The 25268-nt window shown below is 72.0% G+C and carries 31 protein-coding genes and 1 riboswitch; of the genes, 12 read left to right on the top strand and 19 right to left on the bottom strand.

All coding sequences use genetic code 11. The annotated features are described in order from the left end of the window. Positions 1 to 7 precede the first annotated feature (7 nt). Together ACIBP6_RS02185 and ACIBP6_RS02180 are read left to right on the top strand one after the other, a co-directional pair. Positions 8 to 382, top strand: a complete 375-nt coding sequence (locus ACIBP6_RS02185) for a roadblock/LC7 domain-containing protein (protein WP_132617809.1) — start codon at positions 8 to 10, stop codon at positions 380 to 382. Between the two features lie 39 nt (positions 383 to 421). Next, a complete protein-coding gene (locus tag ACIBP6_RS02180) occupies positions 422 to 793 on the top strand; it encodes a hypothetical protein (protein WP_397047891.1) in 372 nt (123 codons plus the stop codon). Between the two features lie 45 nt (positions 794 to 838). On the opposite strand, the gene ACIBP6_RS02175 is transcribed toward ACIBP6_RS02180, so the two are convergent. From ACIBP6_RS02175 to ACIBP6_RS02165, 3 genes are all read right to left on the bottom strand, one after another. Continuing rightward, positions 839 to 1684: an alpha/beta fold hydrolase gene (locus ACIBP6_RS02175; protein WP_397047889.1), complete on the bottom strand. Its 846-nt coding sequence runs from the start codon at positions 1682 to 1684 to the stop codon at positions 839 to 841. A 40-nt stretch (positions 1685 to 1724) separates the two neighbouring features. Continuing rightward, entirely contained in the window at positions 1725 to 2363 is a 639-nt protein-coding gene (locus tag ACIBP6_RS02170) for a hypothetical protein (protein ID WP_397047887.1), read from the bottom strand. A 187-nt stretch (positions 2364 to 2550) separates the two neighbouring features. Next, positions 2551 to 2686: riboswitch (cyclic di-AMP (ydaO/yuaA leader) on the bottom strand. A gap of 162 nt (positions 2687 to 2848) precedes the next feature. After that, positions 2849 to 3049, bottom strand: a complete 201-nt coding sequence (locus ACIBP6_RS02165; protein ID WP_132617801.1) for a DUF5302 domain-containing protein — start codon at positions 3047 to 3049, stop codon at positions 2849 to 2851. 319 nt (positions 3050 to 3368) lie between these two features. Between ACIBP6_RS02165 and ACIBP6_RS02160 the strand changes: the two genes are divergently transcribed. Next, positions 3369 to 3494 (top strand): hypothetical protein, encoded by a 126-nt coding sequence (locus ACIBP6_RS02160; protein WP_397047885.1) that lies wholly within the window; start codon positions 3369 to 3371, stop codon positions 3492 to 3494. On the opposite strand, the gene ACIBP6_RS02155 is transcribed toward ACIBP6_RS02160, so the two are convergent. Beyond that, entirely contained in the window at positions 3488 to 4129 is a 642-nt protein-coding gene (locus ACIBP6_RS02155; protein ID WP_397047883.1) for a class I SAM-dependent methyltransferase, read from the bottom strand. The genes ACIBP6_RS02160 and ACIBP6_RS02155 overlap by 7 nt on opposite strands. 133 nt (positions 4130 to 4262) lie before the next feature. Between ACIBP6_RS02155 and ACIBP6_RS02150 the strand changes: the two genes are divergently transcribed. Genes ACIBP6_RS02150 through ACIBP6_RS02140 form a run of 3 tightly spaced genes read left to right on the top strand, consistent with a single transcriptional unit; the run spans position 4263 to position 6292 of the window. Continuing rightward, the gene (locus tag ACIBP6_RS02150) at positions 4263 to 5258 is read left to right on the top strand and encodes a rod shape-determining protein (protein WP_397047881.1); all 996 of its coding nucleotides are present in this window, start codon (positions 4263 to 4265) and stop codon (positions 5256 to 5258) included. Between the two features lie 31 nt (positions 5259 to 5289). After that, positions 5290 to 5802, top strand: a complete 513-nt coding sequence (locus ACIBP6_RS02145) for a VOC family protein (RefSeq protein ID WP_397047879.1) — start codon at positions 5290 to 5292, stop codon at positions 5800 to 5802. 58 nt (positions 5803 to 5860) lie between these two features. Further along, complete coding sequence (locus ACIBP6_RS02140) at positions 5861 to 6292, top strand: hypothetical protein (RefSeq protein ID WP_397047877.1); 432 nt, start codon at positions 5861 to 5863, stop codon at positions 6290 to 6292. Between the two features lie 19 nt (positions 6293 to 6311). Here the strand turns inward: ACIBP6_RS02140 and ACIBP6_RS02135 are convergent, their stop codons facing one another. Genes ACIBP6_RS02135 through ACIBP6_RS02120 form a run of 4 tightly spaced genes read right to left on the bottom strand, consistent with a single transcriptional unit; the run spans position 6312 to position 9878 of the window. Continuing rightward, positions 6312 to 7532 (bottom strand): ABC transporter permease, encoded by a 1221-nt coding sequence (locus ACIBP6_RS02135; protein ID WP_397047875.1) that lies wholly within the window; start codon positions 7530 to 7532, stop codon positions 6312 to 6314. Beyond that, a complete protein-coding gene (locus ACIBP6_RS02130; RefSeq protein ID WP_397047873.1) occupies positions 7532 to 8245 on the bottom strand; it encodes an ABC transporter ATP-binding protein in 714 nt (237 codons plus the stop codon). The genes ACIBP6_RS02135 and ACIBP6_RS02130 overlap by 1 nt, the downstream gene beginning before the upstream one ends. Beyond that, positions 8242 to 9363 (bottom strand): peptidoglycan-binding protein, encoded by a 1122-nt coding sequence (locus ACIBP6_RS02125; protein ID WP_397047871.1) that lies wholly within the window; start codon positions 9361 to 9363, stop codon positions 8242 to 8244. The genes ACIBP6_RS02130 and ACIBP6_RS02125 overlap by 4 nt, the downstream gene beginning before the upstream one ends. After that, on the bottom strand, positions 9363 to 9878 hold the full coding sequence (locus ACIBP6_RS02120) for a hypothetical protein (RefSeq protein ID WP_397047869.1): 516 nt from the start codon (positions 9876 to 9878) through the stop codon (positions 9363 to 9365). The genes ACIBP6_RS02125 and ACIBP6_RS02120 overlap by 1 nt, the downstream gene beginning before the upstream one ends. A gap of 155 nt (positions 9879 to 10033) precedes the next feature. On the opposite strand from ACIBP6_RS02120, the gene ACIBP6_RS02115 reads away from it, so the two are divergent. Beyond that, entirely contained in the window at positions 10034 to 10690 is a 657-nt protein-coding gene (locus ACIBP6_RS02115; protein WP_397047867.1) for a response regulator transcription factor, read from the top strand. Further along, complete coding sequence (locus tag ACIBP6_RS02110; protein ID WP_397047865.1) at positions 10687 to 11910, top strand: sensor histidine kinase; 1224 nt, start codon at positions 10687 to 10689, stop codon at positions 11908 to 11910. Before ACIBP6_RS02115 ends, ACIBP6_RS02110 begins: the two co-directional genes overlap by 4 nt. 517 nt (positions 11911 to 12427) lie before the next feature. On the opposite strand, the gene ACIBP6_RS02105 is transcribed toward ACIBP6_RS02110, so the two are convergent. From ACIBP6_RS02105 to ACIBP6_RS02070, 8 genes are all read right to left on the bottom strand, one after another. Then, positions 12428 to 12721: a YciI family protein gene (locus tag ACIBP6_RS02105; RefSeq protein ID WP_397047863.1), complete on the bottom strand. Its 294-nt coding sequence runs from the start codon at positions 12719 to 12721 to the stop codon at positions 12428 to 12430. A gap of 104 nt (positions 12722 to 12825) precedes the next feature. Continuing rightward, complete coding sequence (locus ACIBP6_RS02100) at positions 12826 to 14088, bottom strand: MFS transporter (RefSeq protein ID WP_397049273.1); 1263 nt, start codon at positions 14086 to 14088, stop codon at positions 12826 to 12828. Between the two features lie 197 nt (positions 14089 to 14285). Then, the gene (locus tag ACIBP6_RS02095) at positions 14286 to 16055 is read right to left on the bottom strand and encodes a ferritin-like domain-containing protein (protein ID WP_397047861.1); all 1770 of its coding nucleotides are present in this window, start codon (positions 16053 to 16055) and stop codon (positions 14286 to 14288) included. A 41-nt stretch (positions 16056 to 16096) separates the two neighbouring features. Next, positions 16097 to 16333: a hypothetical protein gene (locus tag ACIBP6_RS02090; RefSeq protein WP_397047859.1), complete on the bottom strand. Its 237-nt coding sequence runs from the start codon at positions 16331 to 16333 to the stop codon at positions 16097 to 16099. A 156-nt stretch (positions 16334 to 16489) separates the two neighbouring features. Then, positions 16490 to 17308 (bottom strand): universal stress protein, encoded by an 819-nt coding sequence (locus tag ACIBP6_RS02085; protein ID WP_397047857.1) that lies wholly within the window; start codon positions 17306 to 17308, stop codon positions 16490 to 16492. A 45-nt stretch (positions 17309 to 17353) separates the two neighbouring features. After that, positions 17354 to 19084, bottom strand: coding sequence for an L-aspartate oxidase (locus ACIBP6_RS02080; RefSeq protein WP_397047855.1), 1731 nt, complete (start codon positions 19082 to 19084; stop codon positions 17354 to 17356). Between the two features lie 154 nt (positions 19085 to 19238). Then, positions 19239 to 20444, bottom strand: coding sequence for a low temperature requirement protein A (locus ACIBP6_RS02075; protein WP_397047853.1), 1206 nt, complete (start codon positions 20442 to 20444; stop codon positions 19239 to 19241). A gap of 159 nt (positions 20445 to 20603) precedes the next feature. Then, a complete protein-coding gene (locus ACIBP6_RS02070; protein ID WP_397047851.1) occupies positions 20604 to 21104 on the bottom strand; it encodes a class I SAM-dependent methyltransferase in 501 nt (166 codons plus the stop codon). Between the two features lie 107 nt (positions 21105 to 21211). Here ACIBP6_RS02070 and ACIBP6_RS02065 point away from each other — a divergent pair, with 107 nt between their 5' ends. Next, positions 21212 to 21637 carry a VOC family protein gene (locus ACIBP6_RS02065; RefSeq protein WP_397047849.1) on the top strand — a complete coding sequence of 142 codons (426 nt, stop codon included), beginning with the start codon at positions 21212 to 21214 and terminating at the stop codon, positions 21635 to 21637. On the opposite strand, the gene ACIBP6_RS02060 is transcribed toward ACIBP6_RS02065, so the two are convergent. Then, on the bottom strand, positions 21634 to 22476 hold the full coding sequence (locus ACIBP6_RS02060; RefSeq protein ID WP_397047847.1) for an SDR family oxidoreductase: 843 nt from the start codon (positions 22474 to 22476) through the stop codon (positions 21634 to 21636). The two genes, ACIBP6_RS02065 and ACIBP6_RS02060, sit on opposite strands and share 4 nt — an antisense overlap. A gap of 169 nt (positions 22477 to 22645) precedes the next feature. Here ACIBP6_RS02060 and ACIBP6_RS02055 point away from each other — a divergent pair, with 169 nt between their 5' ends. Together ACIBP6_RS02055 and ACIBP6_RS02050 are read left to right on the top strand one after the other, a co-directional pair. Further along, the gene (locus ACIBP6_RS02055) at positions 22646 to 23080 is read left to right on the top strand and encodes a hypothetical protein (RefSeq protein ID WP_397047845.1); all 435 of its coding nucleotides are present in this window, start codon (positions 22646 to 22648) and stop codon (positions 23078 to 23080) included. A gap of 47 nt (positions 23081 to 23127) precedes the next feature. After that, positions 23128 to 23469 carry a hypothetical protein gene (locus tag ACIBP6_RS02050; RefSeq protein WP_397047843.1) on the top strand — a complete coding sequence of 114 codons (342 nt, stop codon included), beginning with the start codon at positions 23128 to 23130 and terminating at the stop codon, positions 23467 to 23469. On the opposite strand, the gene ACIBP6_RS02045 is transcribed toward ACIBP6_RS02050, so the two are convergent. After that, complete coding sequence (locus ACIBP6_RS02045; RefSeq protein ID WP_397047841.1) at positions 23421 to 23831, bottom strand: RidA family protein; 411 nt, start codon at positions 23829 to 23831, stop codon at positions 23421 to 23423. The genes ACIBP6_RS02050 and ACIBP6_RS02045 overlap by 49 nt on opposite strands. Before the next feature lie 89 nt (positions 23832 to 23920). On the opposite strand from ACIBP6_RS02045, the gene ACIBP6_RS02040 reads away from it, so the two are divergent. Beyond that, positions 23921 to 24763, top strand: a complete 843-nt coding sequence (locus tag ACIBP6_RS02040) for a hypothetical protein (RefSeq protein WP_397047839.1) — start codon at positions 23921 to 23923, stop codon at positions 24761 to 24763. On the opposite strand, the gene ACIBP6_RS02035 is transcribed toward ACIBP6_RS02040, so the two are convergent. Further along, positions 24760 to 25188 carry a YbaB/EbfC family nucleoid-associated protein gene (locus tag ACIBP6_RS02035; protein WP_397047837.1) on the bottom strand — a complete coding sequence of 143 codons (429 nt, stop codon included), beginning with the start codon at positions 25186 to 25188 and terminating at the stop codon, positions 24760 to 24762. The two genes, ACIBP6_RS02040 and ACIBP6_RS02035, sit on opposite strands and share 4 nt — an antisense overlap. Positions 25189 to 25268 lie beyond the last annotated feature (80 nt).

Raw genomic sequence — 25268 nt, 5'->3', positions numbered from 1 at the left:
GCCACGAGTGGAGCAACGACAAGAGGTTCTGGAGGAGATGGCGCTCCTGCGTGAGCGCACACCTGACGTGACCGGGAGCGTCGCCTGCACCGTGGACGGCCTCCAGATCGCCTGCGACCTCGACGAGGAGACGGGCGAGAAGGCGGCGGCGCTGTCGGCGGCGCTGATCGCGATGAGCCGGCGGATGCTGGCCATGACCAGCCGGGGGTCGTTCGAGGAGACGATCATCTCCGGCACGGCCGGCTTCGTGGCGTTCTACGCCGCCGGCCCCTCCATCGTCCTCACGGTCCTCGCCAGGCCCGGCACGAACGTCGGCCTGCTGCGACTGGAGGGCAGAAAGACGGCTGCCGCGCTGGCCGCCGTCGCGGAACGCAAGCACTGACCCCTTTCCGGGCGCGGCCCGGAGGAAGCGAGGAAGAACATGGCCGGCATGGACGTCTCTCTCAAGGAGATGATGCAGATCGACGGTGCGCTCGGCGTGGCGATCGTCGACTACGGCAGCGGCATGGCGCTCGGCACCCTGGGCGGGTCGAAGGATCTCGACCTGCAGATCGCCGCCGCGGGCAACACGGAGGTGGTCAAGGCCAAGCTCCGCACGATGGACTCGCTGGGGCTCAAGGAGGCCATCGAGGACATCCTCATCACGCTGGGCGGCCAGTACCACATCATCCGCCCCATCTCGGGGCGTGGCGGCAAGGGGCTCTTCCTGTACCTGGCCCTCGACCGCAACCGCGCCAACCTGGCGATGGCCCGCCACCAACTGCGGGGCATCGAGGAGAAGCTGGAGGTCTGACGGGGGAGGGTGGCCCGCCCATCGGCGGACGGGCCACCCGGTGGATCAGCCCTTGGTGAGTTTGGTGATCTCGGCCACGATGTCCGGCCACAGCGCTCGGGGCAGGTCGTGGCCCATCCCCGGATACGTCACCAGCCGGGCGCCGGGGATGGCCGCAGCCGTGGCGCGCCCGCCGGCCACCGGGACGAGCGGGTCCTCCTCGCCGTGCAGCACCAGCGCGGGCACCCGAACCTTCGCCAGCGCCTCGGTACGGTCGCCCGAGGCGTTGATGGCGGCCAGCTGACGGCCGGTGCCCGCCGGGTCGAAGCAACGGTCGTAGGCCAGCCCGGCCCGCGCCCTGATCAGCTCCCGGTCCAGCTCGTAGCCGGGCGACCCGATGACCGACCAGGTCACCACCGACTGGTCCATGACGCCGTCGCGGTCGGACGGCGGCCGGGACAGCAGCGCCCCCATCGCGGCCTCCGTGGGCGGGGCGACGCCGGGGCCGGGCGTGGACATGATCGAGGTCAGGCTCAGCACCCGCTCGGGGTGGCGGATGGCGAGCGTCTGGGCGATCATGCCGCCCATCGAGGCGCCCACCACGTGGGCGCGGGCCCAGCCGAGGGCGTCCATGAGCCCTGCGGTGTCGTCGGCCATGTCGTCCAGCAGGTACGGCGCGGGCTCGCTGCGGGCAGGCACGCCCGCGTCGTGGAAGTGCGTGGACAGACCGGCGTCGCGGTTGTCGAACCGGACGACGTGGTGTCCCTGCTCGGCCAGGAGCCGGCAGAACTCTTCGTCCCATTGGATGAGCTGCGCGCCGAGCCCCATGACGAGGAGCAGGGGCCGGCCGTCGGGGGAGCCGAAGCTCTCGTAGGCGATGTCGATGCCGTTGGCGGGTACGCGGGTGGTCACGCGCACCAGAATGACATTCTGGTGCGCGTGCGTAAAGCCGTCAGCCCGTCGCCGCGGGGGTGCCGGCAGGAGTCGTCGTGGGGGTCGCCGTGGGGGTCGCCGTGGGCTCGGGCTTCGGCGGCTTGGCCGGGTTGTTGTCGCGCTCGGCCCAGGCGCGGGTGGAGAACGGCACCGGGTGGTTCTTCTTGCCCAGGCCGGGGCCCCACTTGGTGATGACGTAGTCGATCTTGATGTGGCCGAGCCCGCCGTTGCCGTTGACGTACAGCGTGTTCGGGTTGAACCGGCCGCCGGTCAGCTCGGCGAAGGTCTTGCCGTCGAGGTCCAGCATGATGCCGCGGCTGGAGGGCTCGCCGGGACCGCGGTCTCCGACGAAGAACGGCATCTTCTTGCCCTTGTAGATCACGTAGCCCTCGGTCATCAGCGGCCAGCTCGGGCTGGCGGCCATGCCCTTCTGCATGGGCTTGCCGCTGGCGGGCAGGCCGGTGTCGCCGGCGCGGCCGGAGGCGTCGTCCCAGAAGTACGACGCGGTGGTGGAGCCCTTGAGCAGGATCTTCTCGGGCGTGTCGCCCGTGTCGCACGTGTCGGCGTGGGCGGCGGCCGTGCCCGAGAAGGTCAGTGCGGCGCAGAGGCCGGAGGCGGTGAGCAGGGCGAAGGAGCGCATGCCGGATCGAGCAGTCATGAAAAGGTAGAACCCTTCACGAGGAGACGGGGGAATTGCGCTTTATCGGGAAGCGCGCAGCAGGGCAGAACGCCTGAAGTGGGGATGCTGCGCGGAGCGCAAGGTTCGAGCCTGGGGAAGGGGACCGCTCAGCGGTCGGCCGTCACTACGTGGCCTGGGGGTACGACGCGGTGATGCATGAAATGGTGTGTCCTCTCCATCACGCCTACCGGGTTAGCTGACGGGTTCGGACGTGGAGATGCCCTACCGGCGCGGCGGCCGGATTCACCCCAGATGGTGGGTCCCCGGTTCCCGGAACGTCCGGGATTCGGCGCCAGCCGGTCGTCCCTTTGGGTAAGGACAAGGTCACCGGCTGGTAGTGCGTAAGACTTTAACCATTGATCACGACACAGGCAAACGAATCGTCATGAATCGGAAGAAGATCTACCTAATGGGACAAAAGGAAAGGGGGCGCGGACTCGCCGCACCCCCGGTGAATTCGGGCCTCAGCCGCCGCTCTTGCGCCTGAACGATCTTTTACTCGCGGCCGGACCGTGCGCCCCGTGGATCTTGGACGCGTCGCCGCCCCTGCCACCTGCGCCGCCGCTCGCGTTCTGGTTGCGCTTGCGCTCCAGTGCCTCGCGGAACCTGCGCTTCATCTCGTCCTCGGGAGTTTCGCTGACTTCCGGCTCCGGTGTATCCGCCATGAGGACCTCCAAGCTGTTGGGGACACTCACAGCTTCGCACGGCATGGCGTACGGCGCGAAACCGGCCTCCCAGACGGACGAGCCCGCCCGCGTACCGCCGCGATCGCCATCAAACGGGCTTATTACCGCAAATCGGTAGTAATCCGACAGCCTGCGGAAGGGTGTCGTCGCGCGGACCCGGTCACGTCCGGGAATGTGGCCCGCATCGGATCGCCCAGTTCGGGACCGCTCACCTGGACGCCTTCCTGCGGCGGTGCAGAGGATGGACATGGAGCCGCAATCGCCACGGGCGAGTGCGGAGATCAGAGAGGAGGCGTACATGTACGCCGAGCTTTTCGCACTTCCTCCTCCTCGAAGACGCCGTCGCCGCCGCCGTGAGCGCGACTGGTACCGCTACCGTCGGCGTCGCCGCCGCGACCGCGACCACTACGGCTACTACTACTGAGGGAGACGAAGCGGCTGGCTCGGCGTGCCCGGCCGCTTCATGCCGGAGCCGCGCGTTAAGACCCGGCGGAAGGCCAGCAGACGGAAGACCGGATCCGGCCCGGCGCCGCCCTGACCGTGCCCCGTGAACGTGGCCTCACCGCTCGCCCGCAGCCCGTGCCGCGCCGCCTCGGCGACGACCGTCCCGGCCCGGTCGGACGGATCCGGCCGCCCCCCAGGCCCGTGGGAAGCCCGTTTGTCCACGGTCGTCACGAACACTCCCCCGTGCCGCAGCACCCGCCCCGCCTCGGCGATCACCGGCCGGGCGTCGTCGAGCAGGTGCAGCAGCCAGATCGTGGTGACCGCTTCCACCGCGCCGTCGCGTACGGGAAGCCGCCGGGCGTCGCCCAGCGCCACGCCGACCCGACCGGCCGCGATACGCGCCATCCCGGCCGAGGCGTCCACCCCGAGCACGCGCAGCCCCCGCGCGGCCAGCTGCGCGCTCACCAGCCCGGTGCCGCAGGCGACGTCGAGCAGGGTGCCGCCGTCGGCGACCCCGCCGACCAGGCCGTGCACGGCCTCGGCGGCGGCCCTGGCGCGCGGGAGCCCGCCCCGGGTCTCGTCGTAGCGCGCGGCCTCCAGGTCGTAGTCCAGCATGGTCGCCACCTCCGCGATCGCACCGTACGCGGGCGGCGGTGTGCGGGTAAAGGGGATGCGCGTCGTTCCTGGTGTTGTGTTGGGAAAGCGCCGGAAAGAAAGGACGCATGACGCACAAGCCCCATTTCGGACAATGAGTATCCTCGGCCGCGACCTGGCGGTGGACCTGGGGGCGGCGCGTACCCGGATCTACGCCAAAGGCAAAGGCATCGTGCTCGACGAGCCCTCGGCCGTGCTGCTCGACGGCCGTACGGGCAAGGTCATCGCGTACGGCGCCGAGGCCGTCGACGACGCCCGCGGCCAGACGCGCTGGCCGGTCAGCGGCGGCCTGCCGGCCGACGTCGAGCTGGCGCGCGTCCTGATCCGGCACCTCATGCGCAAGGTGCACCGGCTCCGGTTCGCCCGCCCGCGCCTGGTCATGGCGCTGCCCGGCGACTCCACACCGATCGACCGGGCGGCGCTGCACGACATGGCCTACGAGGCCGAGGCCAGGAACGTCGTGCTGGTGCCGCACGCGCTGGCCGCGGCGCTCGGCGCGGGCGTGGCGGCCGGCGAGCACGCCGGGCAGATGGTGATCGACATCGGCCGCGACGCCACGCGTGTCGCGGTGGTCTCCGGCGACGCGGTGGTGGCCCACGGGTCCGTCCCGTACGGGGGGCAGGCCATGGACCGGGCCATCGCCCGCCTCGTCGAGAACGAGCACGGGCTGGCCCTCGGCGAGTCGGAGGCCGAGGCCGCCAAGATGCGGGCGAGCGCCGAGCCGGAGCCGCTGGACGGCCAGGTCGTCCCCGTGCGGGCCCGCGACCGGGACACCGGCGGCGAGCACGTGGTGCCGCTGGCCGTGCGGCGGCTCTGCGAGGCGGCGGCGCAGCCGGTCGAGCCCATCGCCCGCGTGGCGGTGGAGACCGTCGAACGCTGCCCCGCCGAGCTGGCCGCCGACCTCGGGGAACGCGGGGTCGTCCTGGTCGGCGGCGGCGCACTGCTGCCGGGCCTCAACCGGCGGCTGCGCGAGCACCTGCGCATGCCGGTGCGGACGGCGGACCGTCCGCTGGACTCCATGGCCCTGGGTCTGGGCCGCTGCCTGGACCGCCTGGGCCTGATCGGCAGGCTCCGGGGCGGGCGCGCGTGACCTGCGCCCCGGCGAGAACTGGAGGCGGCCCATGACGGTACGCGGCATCGACCACATCGGGGTGACCGTGCCCGACCTCGACGCGGCGACGGAGTTCTTCACTCGCGCGTTCGGGGCGGAGGTGCTCTACGACACGCTGCCGCGCGAGCGGGGCCCGAAGGGCGGCTGGGCGACCGAGCGGCGGCTGGGCGTCCCGCAGGGAACCGAGGAGGTCGCCGTGCGCATGCTGCGCCTGCCGAACGGCCCCGGGATCGAGCTGTTCGAGTTCTCCGGGCCGCGTCAGGCCGATCCGGCCGTGCCGTGCGACCTGGGCTGGCAGCACGTCGCCCTGTACGTCGACGACGTGGACGAGGCGCTGCGCCGGGTGACCGGGGCGGGCGGGACGGCGCTGTCGGAGCCGGTCCCGCTGCCGGGGCCGGAGGCGGGCGAGCACAACCGGTTCGTCTACTGCCGGACGCCGTGGGGGGCGACGGTGGAGCTGGTGTCGTACCCGGATCCGCAGGCGTACGAGAAGGAGACGGACCTGCGGCGCTGGCGGCCGTAACCGGGCGTTTCCCGGTGTTTCGGCCGTGGTCCGCGGCGATCCCGGATAGGGTCGCGTCGTGCTTTTCCGCCGTCATGCCGTGTCCGCGGCGCTGCTCTGCGCCGCGGCGGTGACGGCGTGCGCGGCCTCCGGGGCGCCGACGCTCCAAGAGGCCGCCCAGCGCCTCGACGCCGACGCCGAGGCGTTGATCGGCCAGTCGCACCTGTCGGCCGTGGAGCGGGCCGAGGACCACTCGTGCCTGCCCGGGCAGGTCAGGCGGTTCGTCCGGGCCGAGAGCGACCTGACGGACGACTTCGCCGGGCTGCTCGACCGGCTGCAGGCCATGGGCTACGCCAAGATCGCCGACGACCGGGACCTGCGCGACGGCGACGAGGACGTCTCGGTGCTGCGCGACCCGCGCACGCGGGTCACGTTCGAGCTGACGCTGCTGTCCGGCGACCACCCGGGCGTGCAGGTGGTGGGCAAGACGATCTGCTACGCGACCGACTAGCACGCCCGGGTGTGCCACCTCAGGGGCTGGACAGCGCCTCGGTCGGGGAGAGCCGTGAGGCACGGATCGCCGGGTAGAGCCCGGCCACGGCGCCGATCGCCAGCGTGGCCGCGAAGCCGCCGGCCGTGGCCCAGACCGGCACCACGGATGGCCAGCCGCTGTAGAGCGCGTAGCCCATCGTGACCCCCGTCCCGAGCAGGACGCCGCCGGCTCCGCCGAGCGCGGACAGCAGCAGCGACTCCGCGAGGAACTGGGTGCGGATCTGCCCGCGCGTCGCCCCGAGCGAACGGCGCAGACCGATCTCCGCCCGCCGTTCCAGCACCGAGATCACCATCGTGTTCGCCACCCCGACGCCGCCGACGAGCAGCGCCACCGCGCCCACGCCGAGCAGCAGGTTCGCGAACGCCTGGCTGGTCGCCTGCTTGGCGGCCAGGGCGTCCGACGGGCGGGAGACGTCCATCTCGTTCGGAGCCTCCGGGTTGGCGGTGCCGGCCAGTACCGCGCGGACGGCCTCCAGCCGGGACTCCTCCGAGCGGGTGTAGAGCGTCGTCGGATGCCCGTCGAAACCCAGCCGCTGCTCGGCCACCGGCCAGCCGACGAGCACCCCGCTGTCCAGGTCCGCGGCCAGCGCCACGGGCTCCAGCACGCCGACGACCGTGAACCGGACGCCGCCGACGACGACCTGCGTGTCCGGCCCGGCGGCGCCGATGCCGAGCCGGCCGGCCGCGTCCGCGCCGAGCACGGCCGCCGGGTAGCGTTCGGTGGCCGCGTTCAGCCACGTGCCGCTGCGCAGGGTCGCGCCGATCGTGGCGGGCAGGTCGAGACGGGCGGCGTACGTGCTGATGCCGCCGGTCTGGGCCTCGGGGATGCGCTCGGAGCGGTAGACCTTGGCCTCACCGACCGCGCCGATCGCCGAGGCCTGCCGCACCGGGCCGATCCGCTCGACCATCACCTCCGCGTCCACCGGCATCTGGGCCGCCTCGCCCGTGAGCGTCGTACCGGACGAGACCGTCAGCAGGTTGGTGCCCAGCGCGGAGAGCTGTCGGTCGAGCTCCGCTCCCGACGAGGACGAGATCCCCACCACGGCCACCATCGCGGCGATGCCGATCGCGATGCCCAGCCCCGACAGGAACGCCCGCAGCGGGCGGGTCCGCAGGCCGACCGCGCCGACCCGCATCACGTCGCCCGGCCGCAGCCGCGCCGGGGACGGCTTCGGCCGCACCCCTTCGACGACCGCCATCAGCGCACCCCCGAGTGCTCGGGCAGCGGCCGGCGCTCGGCGGCGGAGTCGGCGACCAGCTCACCGTCGCGCATCCGCACCTGCCGGGGCAGGCTCGCGGCGATCTCCCGGTCGTGCGTGATGATCACGATGGTGGTGCCGCCGGCGTTCAGCTCGTGCAGCAGCTCCATCACCCCCGCCCCCGAGACCGAGTCCAGGGCGCCCGTCGGCTCGTCGGCCAGCAGCAGCGGCGGGTCGCCCGCCACGGCCCTGGCGATGGCCACGCGCTGGCGCTCGCCGCCCGACAGCTCGTGCGGCTCGTGGTCGAGGCGGTGGCCGAGCCCCACCCGTTCCAGCGCCGCCGCCGCGCGCTCGCGCCGCTCGGCCCTGGCCAGGCCCGTGTAGACGAGACCGTCGGCCACGTTGTCCAGCGCCGGGACCTTCGCCGCCAGGTGGAACGACTGGAAGACGAACCCGATCCTGGTCGCCCGCAGCGCCGCGAGCTGGTTGTCGGTCAGCTCCGAGACGTCGTACCCGTCGATGCGGACGGTCCCGGAGGACGGCCGGTCGAGGGTGCCGACGACGTTCAGCATGGTGGACTTCCCCGACCCGGACGGGCCCACGATCGCGACGAGCTCGCCGTGGCCGATCCGCAGCGACACCGACCTCAGCGCCGCCACCCCGCCCGGGTACGTCCTGGACACGTCCGTCAGCTCGATCATCGGGTGCGTCATCGCGGCATCCCCACGGTCATGCCCTCGGTGAGCCCGTCGCCGGTGACCTCGACCCTGCCGCCGGCGAACAGCCCGGTCTCGACCCCGAGGTAACGGGAGCGGCCGTTCTCCACGACCTCCAGGCCGAAGCCGCCCTCCTGCAGCGCCACCAGCGCCACCACCGGCACGGTCAGCACGTCCTCGCGCTGCGAGGCGATGAACGTCACGTCCACTGCGGCCTTGTCGAGCCCGCGGGTGGCCTTGGCGTCGCCGATCGTGACGAGCGCCTCCACCCTGGTCTCCGGCTCGGCGTTCTGGCCCTCACCCGGCACGACGACGGTGGCGACCTCGGTGACCTCACCGTCGACGCTCTTGCCGTCCGGCAGCGTGACGTCGACCTTCGCGCCCTTCTTCGCCATCCGCTGGTCCTCCGCCTCCAGCTGCACGGTGACGACCTTGGAGGTGCCCGTGTACGTCAGCACCTTCTGGCCGGGCGCGGCCGGCTGGCCCTCCTCGGCGTCGAGGCTCTCCACACGCACCTTGCCGGGGGCGAAGACGACCCGGCCCAGCTCGACCACGCCGGTCTCGTCGAGGCCGCGGTCGTCCTGCCACCGCATGACGGCCTCGGCGGTGTCCCAGGTGTACTCGTCGTCCACGGTGAAACCGTCGTAGCCGAGCTTGCTGAGGTTGCGCTCCAGGTTCTCGACGTCCTGGCCCTCCACCCCGATCTTGAGATCGCGGTAGGCGGGAGTGTCGCCGTACATGAGCGTGACCGGCCGGGCGTCCAGGCGGTAGAGCGGCCTGCCGCGGGTGACCGTGGCGCCGCTGTCCGGCAGCCAGGTGATCGTGCCCGGCCTGCGGGCCACGGCCGTGGTGACCGGGCCGTAGCCGAGCTCGCCGTCGGCGTCCGCGGTCTCGTTCAGCGTCTCCCGGGTGACGGTGGCGGTGGCCGGAGGCAGCGCGGCCGCCGAGCTGGTCGGGCCGGCGTTCCCGTCGAGCAGCCCCGTGCTGTTCACCGCCACGAGAGCGGCTCCGGCCGCGGCCACCACCACGATGAGCGCCGCGGCCGGCCCGCCCCGGCCGCGGCGGCGGCGCGGCCGGGGCGGCATCGCCTCCGTCCGCTCGTGGTCGGCACCCATCACATGCCTCCCATGCCCGCCTCGGCGGACTCCTTCTGGCACTTCTCCCGCGCCGACTCGAAGTCGGAGTCGCCGCTGACCTCGCCCGTGATGCGCATCATGCCGCCCTCGGGGTCGGGGTAGCTCTCGACGCCGTTGTCGCGCATGCACTGGGCGAGCTTGCGCAGCGCCTCCCCGCGCTTGGGGTCGCCGCCGCCCGCCCGCTGGCCGCTCGGGGCGTACTGCTTGCACGCCTCCTGGGCCGCCTCGACCTTCTCGCGCGGCACGCTCCCGTCGAGCCTCATCATCACGCCCTTGCCGGGCTCCGGATCCGGGATGTCCACGCCGTTCTCACGCATGCACTGGGCGAACTTCAGCGCTCTGGCGTGCGGGTCTTCGCTGGGCTGTGCGCCGGCGGAGGTCTGACCGCCGGCGCCGGTCAGCGTCGCCACGTCGGCCTCTCCCCCGTCGCCCGCCCCACAACCGGTCACGGCGAGGGTGAGCGCGGCCAGGGCGCTGAGGACTCGTCCTCTCATGGAACTCTCCTCTGTCGGATGAACCTCGTTCGAGAGGAGATGCAATAGGCCGCGCCGTTTCCTCAGCGTTTCCGCCGGTCGTTTACTTCGAGCACATGCCGCCTCCGCCACACTCGGCTCCGTAACCACGAGGGAAAGGGCATAGAGGACGAGCCATGCGGGTGCTGGTGGTGGAGGACGAGCCGTTGCTCGCCGACGCGATCGCCGAGTGGCTGCGTGAGGAGACCCACGCGGTGGACCTGGCGCACGACGGCGAGGCCGCGCTGGAGCGGATCGCGGTCAACGACTACGACGTGGTCGTGCTGGACCGGGATCTGCCGCGCGTCCACGGCGACGACGTGTGCCGGTCGCTGGTCGCGTCCGAGTCCGACGCGCGGGTGCTCATGCTCACGGCCGCCGCCCAGCTCGACGACCGGGTGACCGGCCTGTCCATGGGGGCCGACGACTACCTGTCGAAGCCGTTCGCGTTCCCCGAGCTGGCCGCGCGGGTGCTGGCGCTGGGGCGGCGCTCGCGGCCGGCCGCGCCGCCCGTGCTGCGGCGGGCCGGGATCACGCTCGACCCGGCGCGCCGGGAGGTGTTCAGGAACGGGCGGTACGTGCCGCTGTCGAAGAAGGAGTTCGCTGTGCTGGCCGAGCTGATGCGGGCCGACGGGAACGTCGTCTCCTCCGAGCAGCTCCTGGAGAAGGCGTGGGACGAGCACGCGGATCCGTTCACGGGCGCCGTGCGGCTCACCGTGCTCAAGCTGCGCCGCAAGCTGGCCGACCCGCCGGTCGTGGAGACCGTGCCCGGAGTGGGTTACCGGATCGCATGAGCCTTCCGCGGTGGTTGACGCCGGTGCAGCCGACGCTGCGGCTGCGGCTCACCCTCGTGTACGGCGCCGTCTTCCTCGCCGCCGGGCTGCTGCTGCTGGGCGTCACGTACGTGCTGTTCGACCAGCAGCTCGACCGGTCGTTCAACGACCGGTACACCACCGAGCCCGGCCGCACGAAACAGGTGTTCTTCGTCCACGACGGCGTCAGGCTGAGCGGCGACGCGGCGATCGAATGGCTGCGCCGGCAGGAGCTGGAGCTGCGGGGCGCCGCGGTCACCTCCTTGCTCACGCAGGGCATGATCGCGCTCGTCATGGTCGGCGGCGTCGCCATGGGGCTGGGCTGGGTGGTGGCCGGACGCGTGCTGGCCCCACTCCGGCTGGTCACCGAGACCGCCCGCAAGATCGCCGCCGCGCCGATGGCCGAGCGCGGTCTGCACGAGCGCATCGCGCTGGACGGGCCGCCCGACGAGGTCAAGGACCTGGCCGACACCTTCGACACCATGGTCGAGCGGCTCGACCACTCCTTCGACGGGCAGCGCCGTTTCGTCGCCAACGCCTCCCACGAGCTGCGCACGCCGCTGACGCTGAACCGGGCGCTGGTCGAGCTGGCCATGCACCGCCGTACGGCCTCGGCCGACGTCAAGGAGCTGGGCGAGAGCCTGCTGGAGATCAACGGCCGGCACGAGCGCCTCATCGGCGGCCTGCTCCTGCTGGCCAGGTCGGAGCAGGAGGTCGCGGACCGCTCGCCGGTCGACCTGGCCGACGTCGTGACGCACGTGGTCGCCCAGACCGCCGCGGACGCCGCCGCGGCCGGGATCGCCGTGTACGAGGTCACCGCGCCCGCCCCCACGACCGGGGACGCGCTGCTGCTCGAACGGCTCGTGCACAACCTGGTGGAGAACGGCGTCCGCTACAACGTGGACGACGGCACCGGGTGGGTGCGGGTGGTGAGCCGTACCGTGCCGGGCGGGCGGGTCGAGGTGGAGGTGAGCAACACCGGGCCGAGCGTGCCGCCGTACGACGTGCCGCTGCTGTTCAAGCCGTTCCACCGCAACAGCTCCGAACGGCCGCTGACCGGGACGAGCGCGGGGCTCGGGCTGTCGATCGTCCGCTCGGTCGCGACGGCGCACGGCGGCGACGTGCGGGCCCGCCCCCGTGACGGCGGCGGCCTGATCGTGGTCGCCTCACTCCCAGCTTCCCCCGACCTCTTCACCCCCTGACCCGCGACCCGTCGCCCCCTCCCCGCGCCAACTCTCCCCGCGCCGAACGGCCGAGCGCCCCGCCCCACAGACCCGTCGCCCCCACGCACGCCAACTCGGCCCAGACCGAACGTCCGAGCGCGCCGCCCCACCACCCCTTCGCCTCGCACACCCTCCACCCCACGGACCCGTCGCCCGCGCGCCCGCGCGAACTCGCCCCGCACCGCAGGGCCAAGCGCCCCACCCCACAGACCCGTCGCCCCCGCGCACCCACGCGAACTCGCCCCGCACCGAACAGCCGAGCGCCCCGCCCCACAGACCCGTTGCCCCCGCGCACCCACGCGAACTCGGTCCGCACCGAACAGCCGGGCGCGCCGCCCCTTCGCCTCGCACGCCCTCCACCCCACAGACCCGTCGCCCCCGCGCACCCACGCGAACTCGCCCCGCACCGAACAGCCGGGCGCCCCGCAAGCCCCTCCACCCACAGACCCTTCGCACCTCGCGCGCCCCGATCCAGGGCGGGCCGTGAAGCGGGTGGTCAGGCGGGCAGGAGGCGGCGGAGCTCGTCGTTCAGGCGGCCGGGGTCGACGGTGACGATCTCGTAGGCCGCCACGCCCGCCACCGCGAACGGGTCCTCGGCCGCCGCCTTCTCCACGTGCTCCCGCGACCCGACGGCCAGGATCACTCCGCCCAGGTCGTCCGGCACGGTCTGCCCGGACAGCAGGAAGGTGCCGTCGGCGTGCCGGCGCTCCAGGTAGGCCACGTGTCCGGGCACGTGGGGAGTCACGTCGTCGAGGGGCGCGGTGTAACGGACCAGAAGCACATGCAGCATGCCGGCATTCTTCCGTTTCTGACCCTTATATAAGCGATTGACCCTTATATAAGGCGACTGGCCCTTGTAAGGCGACTGGCCCTTGTACAAGAACGGGTCGCCCTTCATAAGGGCGTGGTCCGCGAGGCGCCCGCGGATCCGGCGGAAGGAGCCGCGGTCCGGGACGCGGAGCGTGCCTCTTCCCTCCGGATCCGCCATACCGAGGGGACGGCCAGCGCCGCACCCGTGGACACGACGGCGACCACGGCACAGGCGACCAGCACCGGGCGCGTCCCGAACGCCTCCGCCACCGGACCGGCGAACCCCATGCCGAGCGGCGCCCCGACCAGCGACCCCAGCACGGCGACGGATGTCACCCGCGCCACGAACCCCTCGGGCACGTGCTGCTGGATCGCGGTCGTCTGGAGCACGTTGTAGACGACGAGTTGCAGGCCGGCCGCCACCCCCGCGAGGACCAGCGCCCAGACGGCCGCGGGCACCGCGAGCAGCGCCGGCAACGGCGCCATCAGCAGGAAGGACATCATCCCCGCCACCATGGGACGCCCGGGCCGCCACCGCGCCGCGATCACGCCCCCGGCGACGCCGCCTGCGGCGTAGGCGATGCCGATCGCCGACCAGGCCGGGGCCCCGCCGAGGTGCAGGTCGGCGACGTAGGGGCCGAGCACCAGGATCGGGGAGACCACGATCACGTTGGTGAGCGCGGAGTGCACGATCCACACCCGCAACCACGGCCGCCGGCCCACCTCGGAGAGACCGCCGCCGATGCTCGCCAGCAGCCCGCCGCCCGCCGGGGGCCGATCGCCGGCGAGGGCCCGGGGCAGCAGGAAGATGAAGAACGCGCTCACCAGGAACGTCAGCGCGTCGATCAGCACCGCCCACCCCGACCCGACCAGCGCCACCAGCGCCCCGGCCGCGCCCAGCGCCAGGATCGAGGCCGCGCTGCGGGAGATCGAGATGAGGGAGTTGGCCGCCTGCAGCCGCTCCTTGCCGGCCAGCGAGCCGACGAGCCCCACGGCGGCCGGATTGAAGAACGCCGACCCCGCCCCCGCGACGAGCTGGAGCGCCACCAGCATCCAGATCTCCGCCACGCCGGCCAGCAACAGCACCGCCGTGACAGCGTGCGCGACGAAACGGACCAGATCGGCCACCAGCATCACCGTACGGCGCTGGAAACGGTCACCGGCCGCCCCGCCGAGCAGGGTCAGCACGATGATCGGCAGCCGCGTGCTGAGCACCACCACGCCGAGGTCGACCGCCGACCCGGTGAGGTGCAGCACGGCGAACGCCATCGCGAACGGCGTCAGCGAGTCACCGAACGCCGAGGCCGTCTGGCCGATGTAGTAGCGGCGAAAGTCACGGATCGCCAGCGGCGCGAAGATGACAGCCCCCTCCCCCGAGTGCCCCGGCCCAGCCGGTGAGATTCAGCGGCCAGCCTGTCAGTCCCCACCGACAATTCCAGCGGGACCTCTGCTGCGGATGAGGCGGGCTTGGGTACCTCGTGTGGATCACGCGTCTGTCGGCTCGGGCCCCGGCGGAGAACCGCCTGGGCCGGAGCGGGCTGCGTTCAGGTCCTCACGTGGCCGGTTTCTGTCTCCTCGTGGAAGCCGATCTCCCGGTGGGTCCCGTCGCACAGCGGTTTGTTGCCGGAGTGGCCGCAGCGGCACAGCGTCATCCTGTTGCGGGTCTCCAGCGGTCGGCCGTCCGCCCGCAGGACCGGCACCCCGCCGGTGACCCACAGCGCGCCGGCCAGTCCGCCCTCTTCTTCCAGGACCGAGACGGCCTGTGGGAGGTCGGGCTCGATCGTGTCGCCACCGCGTTCCAGGGCGTAGCTGTACGACCCGGAAGGGCAGTGGTCGATGCGACCCATGACGTCAGAGCGCACGTCGCTGTCGCCGGTGTCGGCCAGCATCTCGGCGATCGGCCTGGTGCGGCCGATGCAGAAGGCGGCGTGCACGCACAGTTCTCCGACCCGTCGAGCCGAGATGCCCACACCGTCGTGCACGTGCTGCAGTTCCTCGTACGGCCGGACGCCGGCGGACTCCGTGCCGTCGAACCCGATCACGGCGTGCGTCCCGTCGCAGAACGGCTTGGCGCCCGAGTGGCCGCAGCGGCACAGCGCGTAGGTGTCCTCGGTTTCCAAAGGCTCCCCGGTCTTCCAGGTCAGCGCGTCGTTCTCCGATGAAACGATCTTGCGTTTGCGTCGGAGCGGGACTCCGCCGTACACGACGTACGGGCCGTCGCGGAGCACGACGATCCGCCGCCGGTCACCGACGCTCCATCGGCGCAGCTCGGGCGGCACGTATGCGAAGGTGGGCCCCGCCGTGGTGCCGTCCTCGTCGGGCATCCGCATGAGGGCCTGAGCTTGCGCCTTGAGCGCGTACATGGTGCCGGTGGCGACCGCGAGCAGCTTCGGGCTGCCGTTGAAGGCCTGCTCCAGCAGATGGAGGACGGCGCAGTAGGTGTGGTTGAACTTCTTCTGGGCGGCGCGGACGGCGCTGCCTGGAGCGTGGTCGGCGACTCGCGGGTTGCGCCGCATCGGACGTACGCCGGCCAGGTCCACGGAGATCGCCTCGCCGGTGGGCCCGGACCGCGGGGTGTCGCCCCGCCGGTACCGTCGGCCGGCCTTGAGTTCCTGGAAGCGGTAGTAGTGCGCGACCTCGTCCCGTTCCGGGTGAAAGACGTCCTGGTCGCCGTCCCAGACCTCGGCGCGTGAGGTGCCTTCGCCCTGCTCGACGATCTCCTCCAGCGCCGCCAGCGCGGAGTCCAGACCGTCCACGGCGATCAGTCGTCCGGCGGTGTGGCGGAAGTGGGCGGCGCTGACCTGGCGGGCGGGATCGCCGCAGAAGACTTCGCGCTCACCGAACCGCTCGCACAGGTGGCGCAGGCCTTGCTCGACGGCGGCGTAGAACTGTCCGATCGTCTCGTAGCCGTCGCCCTCCGCCGGAGCGCCGGGCGGCGCCGGCCGTTCGAGACGCAGGAACAGCTCAAGTGCCTCCGTGCCGAACGGGAGCAGCGAGAGCTCCAGGGAGCGGTCGCCGTGCGGCAGGGGCCGGGGATGCGGCGGCAACATGCGCGGCGCGTCGAGGCGCGGCCGGCCGCCTACGGCGTTGAGCAGGTTCGCGGCCAGTGCCAGGTGCAGCATCTCCTCGGCGAAGACGCTGCTCACCACCTCGACGGCGTCCGGGTTCCGCTCCGGATCGAGCGAGTACAGCGCGCACAGGTACGGCGGCAAGGTCGCGTGTTCCAGCTCGATCGCCCACTGCAGATGCTCACGAAGGCTCTCGAGCGTGGTCACCGGCGTGGCGGCGGTCTGGCGCTGTTCTGGGTGATTCATGCTGCTTCCGCTTCGACGTCGGGTGGTCGGTCCGGGCGTTCTCAGGCACGTCCCGCGTGCGGGTCGTCGGGACGGGAGTCACCCTCCAGCGCCTCGACGGCGCCGAGCAGACCCCGCAGGCCGATCTCCTCGCGCTCGACGTCCGTCGGATCGAACAGCCAGTCGGTGACCGGCAGGTCGGCGACCTGCTCCGGGTGGCTCGACTCGGCCAGAGTCAGCTCGATCTCGACCTCGGCCTTGAGCTCGTACAGGAAGTCGTCGCCGTCCGAAGTGCTCATCTTTCCTCCATGCGTGATTTGAGTGGATTCAGACCGATATGGTCATCCGCGCTGAGACTGTCCGCCAGGGCACGTGATCGCCACCCGGTCGCCAGCTAGGACAGGGAAGCCTGCGGGTTTGTGACCGCTGCCTCGCTCTTTTTCCTCGGCGCGGCCTTACTCCTGGAGTCCGATGATCGCCACTGGGCAGCTGGCGTGGTGCACGACGGCCTGGCTGACCGAGCCGTGAATCAGCGCGCTGAGCTCGTGGCGGTGGTGAGAGCCGACCACGAGGAGGGACGCCTGGGACGAGGCCCGCATCAGCGCCTTGCCCGGGTGGCCGGTCAGAGTCTTCTGGACGACCGTGACCGAGGGACAGCGCTCCTTCCACCGGTCCAGGACGTGCCCCGGCAGGACCGCGCTGTCCGTGTCGACCGACTGGTCGGGGGCGGCGTGCACGAGTGTCAAGGTGTTGGTCGTCCGGGCGGCGTGCGCGAACGCGAAGGGGAGCAGCCTCTGGCTCTCGTCGGGGTCGGCGACGCCGACCACCACAGGTCCGCCTGGCCTGACGAGCCCGCGTACGACGACCACAGGGCAGGCGACCTCGGCCCCCAGCCGGGCGCCCACCGCTCCCAGGAGGAGACCGCCCACTTCGCCGAGCCCGCGGCTGCCCACGACGACAAGCTCCGCCTGGCGGGAGTCGTGCAGCAGTGCGGTGACGGGCTCGCTCTCCGGCAGGCTGGTGGTCACCTTGACGTCAGGCGCGACCGCCCGCGCACGGGCCAGCGCCGTGGCCAGGATGCGTTCGGCGTCGTGCCGGAGGCCGCCTTCCGGCGGCGCCCCCGGTGCGGGTCCGAGGGGCGCTCCCAGGAGGGGCCAGATGAACGCGTGCACGATCCGCAGTGGCCGCCGGCGACGTTCGGCCTCGCCCGCGGCCCACTCCACAGCCCGCAGGCTCGCCTCGGAGTCGTCCACGCCTACCACTACAGGGCTCATTGTCGATGTCCTTCGGAAGGGATACGTCACGGTGTGCCGGGGTTGCTACTCGACGAGCTTTCCGACGGTCGAGACCTCGCGCATGAGCGCCGCGATCTCGTCGGGGATCGGCGGGATGGCCTGCCTCTCCACTGATCCGGGGCCGGACCACACGAGGTTGACCTGCAGTGCCGGATCGAGCTCGGGGTGATCGGAGCGGTTGTGGCAGCCGCGGGTCTCGCGACGCTCGAGAGCGGCCTCCATCGTCGCGCGGGCGGCGAGCGCCGCGGACTTCAGGTCGAAGGCGTGGGCCAGGTCCTGGAAGCCCGCGATGTCCGGGTGCACGCCGACGTCCTTCATGCGCGCCTCTACCGCGGTCAGTTCGGCGAGGCCTCTTCGCAGGCCGGTCCCGTCACGTACCACGCCGGCGTGCTCCGTCATGATGTCGCGGACGGCTCGCTGCAGCGAACGCACGTTCTCGGGACCGTCGGCGGCGAGGAGCTCATCCACCTCCGCCCGTGCCGCGTCGAGCGCTTCGGCCGAGCGGCGCTGGGCGTCGAGGCCCGCGGAGTGCTCGGCCGCCGCCTGCCCGGTGATGCGGCCGTAGACGAGGAGCTCGATGAGGGAGTTGCCGCCCAGCCGGTTGGCGCCGTGCAGGCCGCTGGCCGCCTCGCCGATCGCGTACAGGCCGTCGACGCCCGTGCCGTGGTCCTCGGGTCGCACCCAGACTCCGCCCATCGAGTAGTGCGCGGTCGGTGCGATCTCGATCGGCTTCTGGGTGATGTCGAGCATCTGCAGCTCCAGGAGTGTCTGATAGACACGGGGCAGCCGCGTCATGATCGTCTCCCTCGGCAGATGCGACACGTCCAGCCAGACGCCGCCGTCCGGTGTCCCGCGCCCTTCTTTGATCTCCGTGTACGCGGCCAGCGCGATGCGGTCTCGCGTCGACAGCTCCATCCGTTCCGGGTCGTACCGGGACATGAACCGCTCGCCGAGCTGGTTGCGCAGGATCCCGCCCTCGCCCCGAGCCGCCTCGGAGACGAGCGTGCCGGCCGCGCTCTCGGGCGCGATGAGACCGGACGGATGGAACTGCACCAGCTCGGGGTCGCGGATGCGGCAGCCGGCCAGGACGGCGAGGCGGAACGAGTCACCGGTGTTCTCGTCACGACGGGAGGAGGTACGCCGCCAGATCCGGGTGTGTCCTCCGGCGGCCAGGATCACCGCGTCGGCATGGATGACGTAGCGGGTGCCGTCGGTCAGGTCGAACCCGTACGCGCCGAAGACCGTGTTGTCGCGGACGAGGATGCGCGTGATGTAGACGGTGTCGAGGATGGGGACGTCGAGCTGCGCCGCCCGGTTGATCAGCGTGCGCTGGATCTCGAGCCCGGTGTAGTCCCCGGCGTACGCGGTGCGCCGGTAGGTGTGGGCGCCGAAGAAACGCTGCGAGATGCGCCCGTTCCGCTCGCGGGCGAACGGCATGCCCCAGCGCTCCAGGTCCTCGATGCCGCGCGCCGCCCCCTCGGCGACGACGCGCACCGTTTCCGGGTCGGCAAGGAGGTAGCTCTCCTTGAGGGTGTCCGCCGCGTGTTGTTGCCAGGTGTCCTCGGGGTCCATCGTGGCGAGCGCCGCATTGATGCCTCCCGCCGCGAGCGAGGTGTGCGTGTCCGCCTTCGGCCGCTTGCCCACCGCGAGGACGCCGACCCCCCGCTCGGCGAGTTCGATGGCGGCCCGCAGCCCGGCTCCTCCTGTGCCGATGACCAGGACGGACGTGGCGATCCGGTTCTCCTGCGCATGCATGGTGCTCCTTCGAGGGCATGGGTGAAACCCCTTCCGAGAGCAAGACCGGGTAGCGGTGCGATTTGTGACACCCACTTCTTGTGCGCGATGTGCGGGGCTCTGTGGCGCCGTACACGCATCTCACACCCCCCGTGGCGGGGTGAGATCATCGCGGTTACCGCCGGGACCGGTCCGCGGAAGGCTGGGTCCTGCCGCGACCCGCTCCAGCGGCCGCAGTCGTGATCGTGACGGCGACCAGAACGACGCAGAGGCCCGTGATCGCCGCGACCACGGCCGCCATGCCGATCTGTGGCGTCGCGAGCGGCAGCAACAGGATGAGGGTGACGCCGCCCAGGACCGCCGCGAGACGGATGACCGTCTCCGCGGCGACGAGCGCGTGCACCGCCCAGAGCAGAGTGAGGAACACACAGACGGGGACGGCGACCGCGTAACCGAGTGCCGGCGTCGACACCTCCACCCCGTGCCCGGTCTGCCCCACCACCGCTTCGAGCCCGGCGCCGAGGGCCGCCAGGGCCGCGAAGATGCCGTAGTGACCGTATCCCCACAGGAAGCACCGATGACGGCGGTCACTGAGGCCTTTCCCGGCGTCCACGAGGAAGTAGAGCCACCAAAGAGCGAACAACAGGACGAGGCCGCAGCCGGCGATCACGACGAAGTGCCCGCCGATCTCGCCGGTCTCGAGCGCCTCTTCGACTCCCCGGCTCGCGGCCAGGACGCTCTCGCCGAGCAGAATGATCGTGAACAGACCGTAGCGCTCGGCGATGTGGTGGGGGTGCCAGGCGGTGGGCCCGGCCCGTTCCGCCCACCGTGGGACCGCGAGCTCCAGGACGTCCAGGCAGATGAAGATCAGCAGCCCGGAGAAGGAGGGCAGGAGGCCCGCTTCGGCGAGCGGGACGCGAAGCATCCATCCGGCCGTCACGAGGCCGATGCCGGCGGCGTAGCGCATCGCGGTGCGGCGGCGGGCCGGGTCTTCGAGGCCGGCCCGCAGCCATTGGGCGACGAGCCCGATCCTCATGATGACGTAGCCCAGGGTGATGATCCCGAAGTCGGAGTGAGCGGCCGCGGCGGGAACGCCGGCGGCCAGGACCAGCACGCCGGCCATCTGGACCATGGTCAGCAGCCGGTAGGGGACGTCGTCGGTGTCGTAGGACGAGGCGAACCACGTGAAGTTCATCCACGCCCACCAGATCGAGAAGAACACCTGAAGGAACGGGACCAGTCCGGTGAGGCCGTGACCGTCGGCGACGCTGTGCGCGAGCTGCGCGGTGACGCCGGCGACCGCCACCACGAAGGTCAGGTCGAACAGCAGCTCAAGCTGACTCGAAGCGCGGTGCGGCTCGTCGATGGGGCGCGCGCTCATCCGGGCTCGGATTCGGATGGTGGTGCCGGGCAGTGGCAAGATCTCGCTCCTGTCGCTCCGCGATGTCGTTCGCTGGAAAGACAGGACGGCAGTCCGATCTGTGACAAGGTGCGGCTGGTCGCGCTGCACGATCTCCGTGAGCGCCGCTCACCGCGAACGTCAGCTGAGGGCGTAGGACGAGTCGACGGCGGGCCGGCCGGTGTAGTCGGGGCCGGCCCGGTCGTCGGCGCCGAGGTAGCGACAGGGCAGGTCGAGGGTACGGCGGCCGTTGCAGCGGACGCGCCTGGTGCGGGTGTCGCCCACGTAGTGCAGACCGTGGACGCACGTGATGAGGTCGAACGGCGCGTCGGGCCGCCAGACGGGCACCGAGGCGGTGAAGAGGCGCAACCGGGGCGGGTCGGGCGGGCAGGCGAAGAAATCGACCAGGTCCACGCCGACGATCTCGGCCTCGTCGCCCGGCAGCCCGGCCGCCTCGCCCAGGGCGTACGCCGCCCCGCAGCACAGATCGAGCCGGCGAACCGGCCGGGTGGTCACCGCCCGCAGCACGCCGAGCAGGTCGAGACCGAGCTCGTCGTCGTACCCGCGCAGGCGCCGCTCACGGTTCATCCGGTTGGCCACCACCGGGGACTGTTCCAGCTCGGCGTCCGCGCTGAGAGGCATGATCCGGCCACCCTACGGCCGGCGGGGTTCATCCGCGGATGAGGTGAGCACACTGATCTGGGACCCTCTGGCGGGTTCCGTGCCCCTATCCGGAAAGGACCCTCCTCATGACCGAGTCGCCGCTGCCCCGCTTCCACCTCGCCGTTCCCGTCGACGATCTGGACGCCGCGCGCCGCTTCTACGGCGAGCTGATCGGCTGCGCCCAGGGCCGCAGCTCCGACAGGTGGATCGACTGGAACCTGCACGGGCACCAGTTCGTCACCCACCTGGCGCCCGCGCGTGCCGAGCGGGCGCACAACCCGGTGGACGGTCACGACGTGCCCGTCCCGCATTTCGGGCTGATCCTGACAATTCCGGAATTTCACAAGCTGGCGGACCGGTTCCGCGAGGCCGGCACCACCTTCGTCATCGAGCCGTACCTGAGGTTCGAGGGGCAGCCCGGTGAGCAGTGGACGATGTTCCTGCTGGACCCGGCGGGCAACGCGCTGGAGTTCAAGGCGTTCGCGGACGACTCGCAGGTGTTCGCCGTCTAGCCGGCACGGCGCGGGAACAGCTCCTCCAGGCCCGTGGCGGGGCGGCCGGTGAGGGCGGGGACGCCGTCGCCCACCTCTTCGAGCTCCCCCGCCGCGATCGCGAGATACGTCGACACCCACGCCTCCACCTGCCAGGCGGGGGCGCCGAGGGCGCTTCGGGACGCGTACGCCTCCTCGACCGTCTCCCCGTGGTAGGAGAAGACGCGTCCCGTCGCCCGGGTCAGCACGGCCGCGACCTCGTCGAGCGTCACCGCGCGCGGCCCGGTGAGGTTGTACGTCACGCCCTCGTGCTCCTCGGGCCGCAGCAGGACGGCGGCGGCCGCCTCCGCGATGTCGTCCTGGGCCACGACGGAGACCCGCCCCTGCCCGGCCGGTCCGCGGATGACACCGTCGTCTCCCGCCAGGTACGGCAGGAAGTCGGCGTACAGGTTGTCGCGCAGGAACGTGAAGGGGATGCCGCTGTCACGGATGTACTGCTCGGTCGTCCAGTGGTCGCGCGCCAGCGTGAACGTGGCGTCCGGCGCGGCGCCGTAGAAGGAGACGTAGACCAGGTGCGTCACCCCGGCGGCGCGGGCCGCGTCCACGAACGCGCGGTGCCGGCCGAACCGTTCGGGGCCCTCCTTCGCCGACACGAACAGCACGGTCGAAGCCCCGTCGAGCGCCCGCCGCACGGCCGCGGGGTCGCCGTAGTCGGCGCTGACCGCCGTGGCGCCCTCCAGCGGGGCGGCGCGGTCGGCGCGGCGGGAGACGAGCCGCTGTTCGACGCCGGCGTCGGCGAGCCGCGCGGCCACCCGCGAGCCGAGCCGCCCGGTGGCGCCCGTGGTGACGATGAACGACATACCGGCACCCTAGTTCGGCCCCGACCCCTGGACCGGGAAGAACCGCCGCGGACCAACCCGGAGGGACCGCCGCGATCGCCGGTGTCCGCGCTGGAGGCATGCCCTAGGGTGCCGTTCATGATCGGCTACGTCGGCCCGGCACCGTCCTCATGGCGGGGCTCCTCACGGGGTGCGCGCTGCCTTCCGCCACGTACCGTCGTGCGACTTCCTCGGCGGCCCCGGCCACGTGCGGATCTCGTGTGACGACCCGGAGCGCGAGGAACGGGTGAAGGCCAGGGCACTCACCGACGAGGAGGCGCGGGCGATCGGCTGCCCGTCCCTCACCTGGCCGGACGAGCCCGCGCCCGCCGAACGCACGTACACCGCCCGCAAGCCCGGCCCGGCCGTCACGGCCCGGGTCACCCGCGCGTGGGAGCGCATCGAACACCGGCTCGCCGCCCACGCCGCCGGAACCCTGCGCGACCTGGGCCCCGGGGCCGAACCGGAGCGCCTGGCCGCGTGGGAGGCCGGCGCGGAGCGCATGCCCGACGACCTGTACGCGTCTTCCTGCGCCACGACGGCGGCCACCCGTGGTTCCCGCTGCCGGACGGGTACGGACTGCTGAGCCTGGACGCACTCCAGCAGCGGCACTGGGGTGCCTGCCAGGAGGCCGTGCCGGCGGGCGATGCCGACGCCCGCGTCACGCTGACGATCGGCGAGGACGGCGACGGCCGGGAGTTGTCCGTCGATCCGCGTACGGCGCGGGTGGGCGAGGCCGCGCCGGGTGAGCCCCCGCGCTACGACGGCCCCATGGGGTGGCCCTCGTACGTCGCGATGCTGGAAGCGGTGGCCGGCGCGCTGGAGGCCGGGCAGCCGCTGCGCGACCGGCACCCTACGGTCACCGCAGCCTGCGAACACCGCTGGTCGGACAGGCCGTCCGTGCTGCCCGCAGGCTGCGCGGCGGGTCAGCGCTCGCCGGGGAGCACCGCGACCGCCTCGACCTCGACGAGCTGATCGGTGTATCCGAGGACGGTGACACCGAGCAGCGTGCTCGGCACGTCGTGGGCGCCCATGTGGTCGCGGTAGACCTCCCAGGCGGCCACCAGGTCGGCCTGGCGGGTGGAGACGACGTACACGGTGGTCTTGACGACGTCGGTCAGCGCGGCTCCGGCGCCTTCGAGCGCGGTGACGAGGTTGCGCATCACCTGCTCGGTCTGCCCGGCGTAGTCGCCCACGGCCACGGTTCTGCCGGAGGCGTCCAGGGGGCACGCGCCCGCGACCCAGATCGACCGCAGCGGCGCGTCCGTGGCGGCCGCGTACGCGTACTCCACCGGGGCCAGCTGATCGTTGCGGATGAGCCGAACGCCTGTACTCATGGACGCCCCTCGTAGACATTTAGCTGGATGCAAACCGATTGTCCCGGATCGCCGTCTTGTCTTGCGCCACACCAGCCCAAGGAGCCTCAGTGCGCATCCTCCCCCTCGCCACCGCCGCGATCTTTCTGTGCGCCGCCGCTCCGGCGGCTCACGGGGCCGTCAGTGTCGTGGCGTACGAGTGCACCATCACCGCCACCGGAGAGACCCAGGATGTCAGCATCGACGTCGAGCTCACCGTGCCCGAGCAGGCCCCCGTGGACGAGCAGATGACGATCGGCTGGCAGGGCGCCTACGTCCCGGGCGCCGAGCTGATCGCCCCTGACACGGGCTTGGACGGCGAGATCACCATGTACGCCTATGCCGGCATCAGCGGCATCGAGGGCCTGACCTCGGCCACCGGTGTCGCCCCGCTCGGCACGATCGTCGCCGGAGAGCCCATCCCGCTCCCGCAGACGACGGTGGACCTGCTGACGACACCGGGCACGCCGGATTCCGGCACGGTGCACGCGGCCTCCGTCAACTTCGGCACGAGCCCTCAGGAGCGGCTGATCGAGTGCGAGATCAAGGACACGGAGTCCCTGACGGAGTATCCGCTCACCGTCGTCGGCGCCGACGGTTCCCCCAGCACCACCCCGACCCCGGACGCCTCGGACACCGAGACGCCGGAGACCGAGGACACGGAGGACACGGAGGACACGGAAGACACAGAGGACACCGACGCCACGGAGACCCCGGAGCCCGAGGACACCCAGAACACCGAGGAGACCGAGGACACCGGCACCGAGGACGCCGAAACCCCCTCGGGCGGCGCCGCCACGGGAGCCGGCGGCGCCGCGGGACCCGACGGCCGGGTGCTGCTCGCCACCGGCCTCCTGATCACCCTCGCCGCCGTCACCGGCCTGGCCATCCGCAGGCCACGCCCGCGTTCCTAGCTCCGCCCGTACCTCTCCATCTCCTTGACGAACGAGGTGTGGGCCTCCTCCAGCCGGCGTTCCATCGCGGCGAAGGCGGCCTCGTCCACGACCTCGCCCACTCCCGCGCCCGCCAGCAGCTCGCGTGCCTGGCGCGCGCAGTCGTCCTGGGCGGCGTTGACGGCGCGCAGCAGCTCGTCGGCCAGGTCCTGGCTGGCCAGGCGCATCGCGCGCGGGTTCAGCTCGATCTTGTCGATGCGGCCGGAGCTGTCGGCGTTCACCACGACGTGGCCGTCGGCGGCCGTGCCGCTGCCCCGGATGGCGGCGAGCCGCTCCTGGACGTCGGCGAGCCGGGCCAGCGTCTGCTCGGCCTCCCGGCCCACGCGTTCGAGATCGTCCGGGCCGATGGAGCCGGGATCGAGCAACATCATTACCTCAAGATTCACTCTAGACTCGGAAAATATACGAGATACCCTCATCTCACGTTAATCATCATTTTCACCGCTCGCCATCGGGTGGCCAAGGG

This window comes from Nonomuraea terrae, from assembly GCF_044465245.1.
GTDB lineage: Bacteria > Actinomycetota > Actinomycetes > Streptosporangiales > Streptosporangiaceae > Nonomuraea > Nonomuraea terrae.
The sequence above is the reverse complement of the archived record's forward strand: the minus strand, read 5'-3'. Positions and strand labels throughout refer to the sequence as shown.